Source organism: Dietzia sp. B19, assembly GCF_014145155.1.
Lineage (GTDB): Bacteria > Actinomycetota > Actinomycetes > Mycobacteriales > Mycobacteriaceae > Dietzia > Dietzia natronolimnaea.
In genome coordinates this window covers 1-5,272 of the sequence record NZ_JAALED010000139.1, presented here as the reverse complement: position 1 = coordinate 5,272, position 5,272 = coordinate 1, and the positions used below count along the sequence as shown (strand labels likewise).

4 protein-coding genes are annotated in these 5,272 nt (G+C 72.9%); 2 read left to right on the top strand and 2 right to left on the bottom strand.

The features are described 5' to 3' along the window. The coding region (locus G6020_RS05120; RefSeq protein WP_182609881.1) for an NAD(P)H-binding protein at positions 1–943 on the bottom strand (943 nt) is incomplete at its 3' end. Positions 944–1,107: 164 nt separating this feature from the next. Here G6020_RS05120 and G6020_RS05115 point away from each other — a divergent pair. Then, positions 1,108–2,193, top strand: coding sequence for a DUF695 domain-containing protein (locus G6020_RS05115; protein ID WP_182609880.1), 1,086 nt, complete (start codon positions 1,108–1,110; stop codon positions 2,191–2,193). Here the strand turns inward: G6020_RS05115 and G6020_RS05110 are convergent. Next, the gene (locus G6020_RS05110) at positions 2,147–3,781 is read right to left on the bottom strand and encodes a type VII secretion protein EccE (RefSeq protein WP_347238310.1); all 1,635 of its coding nucleotides are present in this window, start codon (positions 3,779–3,781) and stop codon (positions 2,147–2,149) included. The two genes, G6020_RS05115 and G6020_RS05110, sit on opposite strands and share 47 nt — an antisense overlap. Before the next feature lie 131 nt (positions 3,782–3,912). Between G6020_RS05110 and eccB the strand changes: the two genes are divergently transcribed. After that, on the top strand, positions 3,913–5,272 hold a 1,360-nt coding region (gene eccB / locus G6020_RS05105), incomplete at its 3' end, for a type VII secretion protein EccB (RefSeq protein WP_182609878.1).

Genomic DNA, 5,272 nt, shown 5'->3' with positions numbered 1-5,272 from the left:
CCTCGCGGAGGGCCTGGCGGTAGCTCGTGCGGCCGCCGGGCGGGGGGCCCAGCACCTCGTCGGCGTCGTCGACCAGGACGATCGCCTCGCAGCGCAGCGACTCCACCAGCGGCCGGGCCAGGGCGGGCTCGAGCGGGGTGACCAGGCCCATCCACAGCGAGGACAGCTTGGGCGTGAGCACGGGGACCGGGACCATGAGCCGGCGGTGCAGCCCGGCCTCCTCGGCGTAGATCTGCATCATCTGCCCGTAGGTCAACACGTCCGGCGCGCCCACGTCGATCACGCGCCCGTCGGCCAGGTCCCCGTCGAGCGGAACCGTGGTGGCGGCCGCGAGGTAGTGGACCACGTCCCGCACGGCGATCGGCTGGATGCGGTTGGAGACCCACTTCGGGGTGACCATCCCCGGGAGCCGGGTGGTCAGGTGCCGGATCATCTCGAACGAGGCGGACCCGGAGCCGATCACCACCCCGGCCTGGATCACCAGCGCGGGCACGGACGAGGCCAGCATGATCCGTCCCACCTCCACGCGCGAGCGCAGGTGCGTCGACAGGTCGGTCTCGTCCTCCGGGTGCAGCCCGGACAGGTGCACGATGCGGCCCACCCCGGCGGCCTCGACTGCGCGGACGAACGCCTCGGTGGTCTCGCGCTCCTCCTTCTCGAAGTCAGTCGAGTGGCCCATGGAGTGGACGAGGTGGCACGCCACGTCGACGCCGGCGAGGGCGGCCGACAGTGCGGCCTCGTCTCCCAGCCCGCCCTCGTGGATGGTGACCTGGTCCCGCCACGGCACATCGTCGAGACGCGCGGGCGTGCGCGCCAGGACCGAGACCTCGGCGCCGTCGGCGAGCAGTCGGGGGACGAGACGGGAGCCGACGTACCCGGTGGCGCCGATGACGAGGACGCGCGGGCCGGTCGGGGCGTCGGGGGATCCGTGGGGGTTGGTCATACCCGAGACTCTTCCAGTGCGGACGCCGATGCGCACCCGTTGACGGGGGACAGGACCGGCCCGGGGGCCCGGCCGGGGTGAGTCGTTCCGCGCACGAGTGGCGGCTTATCCGGATACTGGAGTGAGACCAGCCAGACGGACCGTGACGGGCGGAGGGAGAACAGATGGCGATCGGCGCGGCACGACCCCGACAACTCTCCAGATCGATGGACCTGTCCGGCGTCCGCATCGAGACCGCCAGGCTCCGCTCGGACCGGGCCGTCACCACCTTCTGGCGGTGGTGGACCGAGGGCGGGTGCCGCCGGACGACCGCCGCGCTCGAGTCGGGTGACGCCCGCCGCGTGGTCCCGGAGATCACCTCGCTCATCGAGGCGATCGACCCCGGGTTGTCGTGGGAGTTCGTCCCCGGGTCTCACGGCGCGCCGCACCGCCTGACCGTCACCGCGGCCGGGGTACCCGAGCTCCGCAGGGCGGCGCGCCGGTGGCTCGCTCAGGCCCCGCCCGCCGACGCCGACTGGTCGTACGCGGACCTGCGCGACCCGGTCTCCGGGTGCGCCATGCACTTCCGCGACCGACGCCTGGGCTTCGACGAGGCGGAGGTGGTGGTGGACTGCGGCCTCTCCCGGGCCGACGTGACCGTGCACCACCCCGGGTTCGCCGGACTCAAGGGATCCGACGCCGGGATCGCCGCCTACCTGCTGCTCGACGCCATGTGCGGGGAGGCCGCGGTGGAGACGTGGGTGGGCATGATCCGCTCCAACGCCACGGCCCCGGGGGACGACGCGGTCTCGCTGGACGCGCTGCCCGGGATCCTGCGGGAGATCGAGCGGGACAACACGGACGAGGACGGGGAACCCGCCTGGCAGATCCTGCACGGCGACACCTCCCGGGGCCCGATGGTGGCCGTGGTGCGCGTGCCCCTGGTGGCGCTCTCGGCCCCGGAGTTCGACCGGCACGTCGCCGTCCACGTGCCCTATACGGATGTCGAGGACGGCGGTCTGCCGGGATCGGCCTCCCTGCCCGGGCTGCGGGACTTCGAGGACCACCTGGTCGACCGCCTGGAGGGCACCGGCGAGTGCGTGGGCGCCGAGAGCTGCAACGGCCGCCGGCTCCTGCACTTCTACGTGGACTCCGCGACCCCCGCGCACGAGCAGCTGCGCGTGGCCGCCTCCGGCTGGGAACAGGGCGAGGTGACCCTGACGGTCACCGACGATCCGGGCTGGCGGAAGGTTCAGCACCTGCGGGTGTGAGGTCCCCCGAACTCGGACCTGGACCCGGGATCGGGCCCACGAACGCGTCCTCTCCGGGGCCGGTCACGACCGACACCTGCCGGGCGGGTCCGGAACGCGGTTCGATGGAGATCCAGCCCGGAATCCTGCCATCGAGTACCAGCTCGGGCGGATTCCCGGTCGTCGCACGCCCGGGGCCGGGGGCGTCCCAGTCGGCATCCACCCGGATCACGGTCGGCGGTGTCACGTCGGGGCCGCCGGGACCGGCGAGCGCGTCGATCCGCCCCTCGCTCAATGGGCCGTCGACGTCCCAGAACACCGCGTCCACGGGGGCGCCGGCGTCCGAGGCATCGGGGTCGACAATCCGGTATCTGGTCTCGTCGCCGATCGCCAGCAGCGGTCTCCAGCGGTCCGGGACGTCGGTGACCACCGCCACCCGATACCCGGCGGCGACCGCGCGGAAGGCCACCTGTCGACAGACGGCCGGACCGGCCGCGAGGAGTACCGAGCGCTGGTGAGGCCCCGCCAGCTGGACCGCGGCCGCGTTCCCGGTCCGGGTCGCCCCGAGGATCTGACCGCAACCGTGGGCGGGCGGGGCGAGGTCGTCGAGTTGATCGAGGCGCCGCCGGACCGTGGAGCCGGCGAGCGTCTCGGGTAGGGACTCACCCGGGACGGGCAGCACGCGCGGGGACGGCAACAGATGACACGATCCCGCGGACTGGGGGAGCGAGTCCACGGTGAGCCCCGCGAGACCCACGGTCGAGATCGAGTCGACGACGTCGCGGCGGCCCGGCACCCGGCGGAGTCGGAGCACCTCGGTGATGTCTGACGCGGGTACAGAGGTGAGGGCGTCCACGACCTCGCGCGGGTCCTCACCGGGGCGGACCACCAACCCCACTCCGTCGGTGGGATCGGCCTCGGCCTCGAGGTATCGCTCCGCCAGCTCTGTGGCATCGAGTACACGACACGGAACCCCGTGATGAACCAGAGATCGGCGGAGTCGTTCGGTGGCCACCGCGATGACCCACTGCGGCGAACCCCGCCCCGCCTCCGCCGGCGCGCTCAGCGCGAGTTCGGACAGGTCGAATCGGAGGAGCAGGTGGACGCGCCGGTGGGAGACCAGAGCCAACGGACCCACGAGCGAGCAGTACACCTCGCCGTCGGGGCCCGTCGCCGCACGTCGCCCGTGAACCACCACATCGATCCCCTCGAGCAGCACCCCACCCTGGTCGAGTTGCCGCGCGACCGCGCCCAGCGGAAGCCGGACGCCGAGGAAATCCGCCGGGTCGTCGCACCCGACCTCGGTGGTCTCCAGAGCGCCGGCTGAGACCTCGACACCGGTGGTCACCACCTGGTGACCGCCGACGCACCCGACCAAGGAGAACTCGGGCGAGACCAGATCGACGACGTCGACGTCTGACCGGCGTGGGCGCGGTCCGCCTCCGAGCAGATATCGGCCCCGGTGACGGATGGTGGCGGCGCAGGCGACCAGTGAGGCGGCGGCGAACTGGACCCAGGGCTGCCAGGGCGGCGGGCAGATCACCGCGAGCACCCCCGAGGTCAGGAGGACGGTCAGGAGGATGAGAAGGGTGCGAGGGGCAGCCGTCACACGTCCTCCTGGCCTGGTCGGGGGCGCGCGAGGCCGCCCGGGAAGCCCGGCCATCCGGCCGGGACAGTGGCGTACCCTACCCCCGGAACCCGCCGTCGCGGGGCGTCACATCCGTGGGAAGGAGCCCGTTCGTGCCGCTGAAGCCGACGACCAGGGCGCAGGTCGACGGGCACCGTTTCCTGTCCCGGCGGGCCCGACACGCGGTGGCCGTCCGCGACGTCCGGATGCTCCACGATCCACTCAGGCGACAGTCGACGGGACTCATGCTGGGTGCGGTCGCCGCCGTCCTCGGTTGCGTCGGTGCGGCGGTCCTGGCCCTCCTCGATCCGACGCCCGATGTCGATCGCGCCGTGGTGATGGTGGGCCGGGACTCCGGCCAGATGTATGTCCGCGCCGGCGACACCGTCCACCCGGTGTTCAACCTCGCGTCCGCCCGTCTGGTGACGGGTCAGCCCGCCGACCCCACCACTGTGCGGGACTCGGACATCGCCCAGACGCGTCGCGGAGGACTGATCGGGATCCCCGGAGCGCCGTCCGCGCTGCCGGCACCGCGCGACGAGGACGGGGCCGCGGCGGTCTCGTGGACCGTGTGCGACGAGATCGCCGACGTCGATCGCGGTCGCCCCCGGATCGTCTCGACGAGTGTCGTCGCCCGTGACGGGGCGGCGGGACCCGGGCGTGACACCACCGGCGACGAGATCGTCCTGGCCGACCAGGACGGCAGGGGCTGGCTGCTGCGGGACGGGACCCGCTCGAGAATCGACTTGTCGGACGGCGACCTGCTGGCGATCCTCGGACTGGGCGGCGTCGAGCCGCGGCCGGTCACCGCGGCGTTGATCGACCCGCTGCCGGAGGTCGATCCGGTGGTGCGACCGGAGATCGATCTGGCCGGCAGGCCGGTGGACTACGGTCTCGACTCATTGCGGATCGGGCAGGTGTTCACGGTGGACACCGCCTCGGGCAGGGAGACCTACGTCGCCCTGGCAGATGGTGTCCAGGAGGTCGGTCCGGTGGTGGCCGACGTCATCCGTTCGACGACGACGGTGGGTGCGGTCGTGTCCGTGGATCCCGACCGGATGGGCGTCCCGCGCTCGGTGGCGCTGAACGTGGATGCCTTCCCAGCGGATCGTCCCTCGGTCCTCTCGACCGGTGACTCCCCGGTGCTGTGCGTTCGCGATGCGGGCAGGGAGGGGTCAGTGGGCCGGCGGGTGACCGTTGTCGCCGGCGCTCCGGCTCCGTCGGCCGCACAGGCGCGTCCGGTGGCCGGCGCGGACGGGGGCGGGCCGGCGATCGACGTGCTCGGCGTACCCGGTGGAGGCCTTCTGGTGACCGCGGTCGGACGAGGCACGTCAACCCGCGGTGCGGTGACGACGATCGTCGCCGATACGGGCGTGCGCTTCGACATCCCCGACCCGGAGACCGCAGCGGTCCTCGGTGTCGGTGGGACCCCGGTGCCGGTCGACGGTGCGATCATCGACCGGCTCCCCGCAG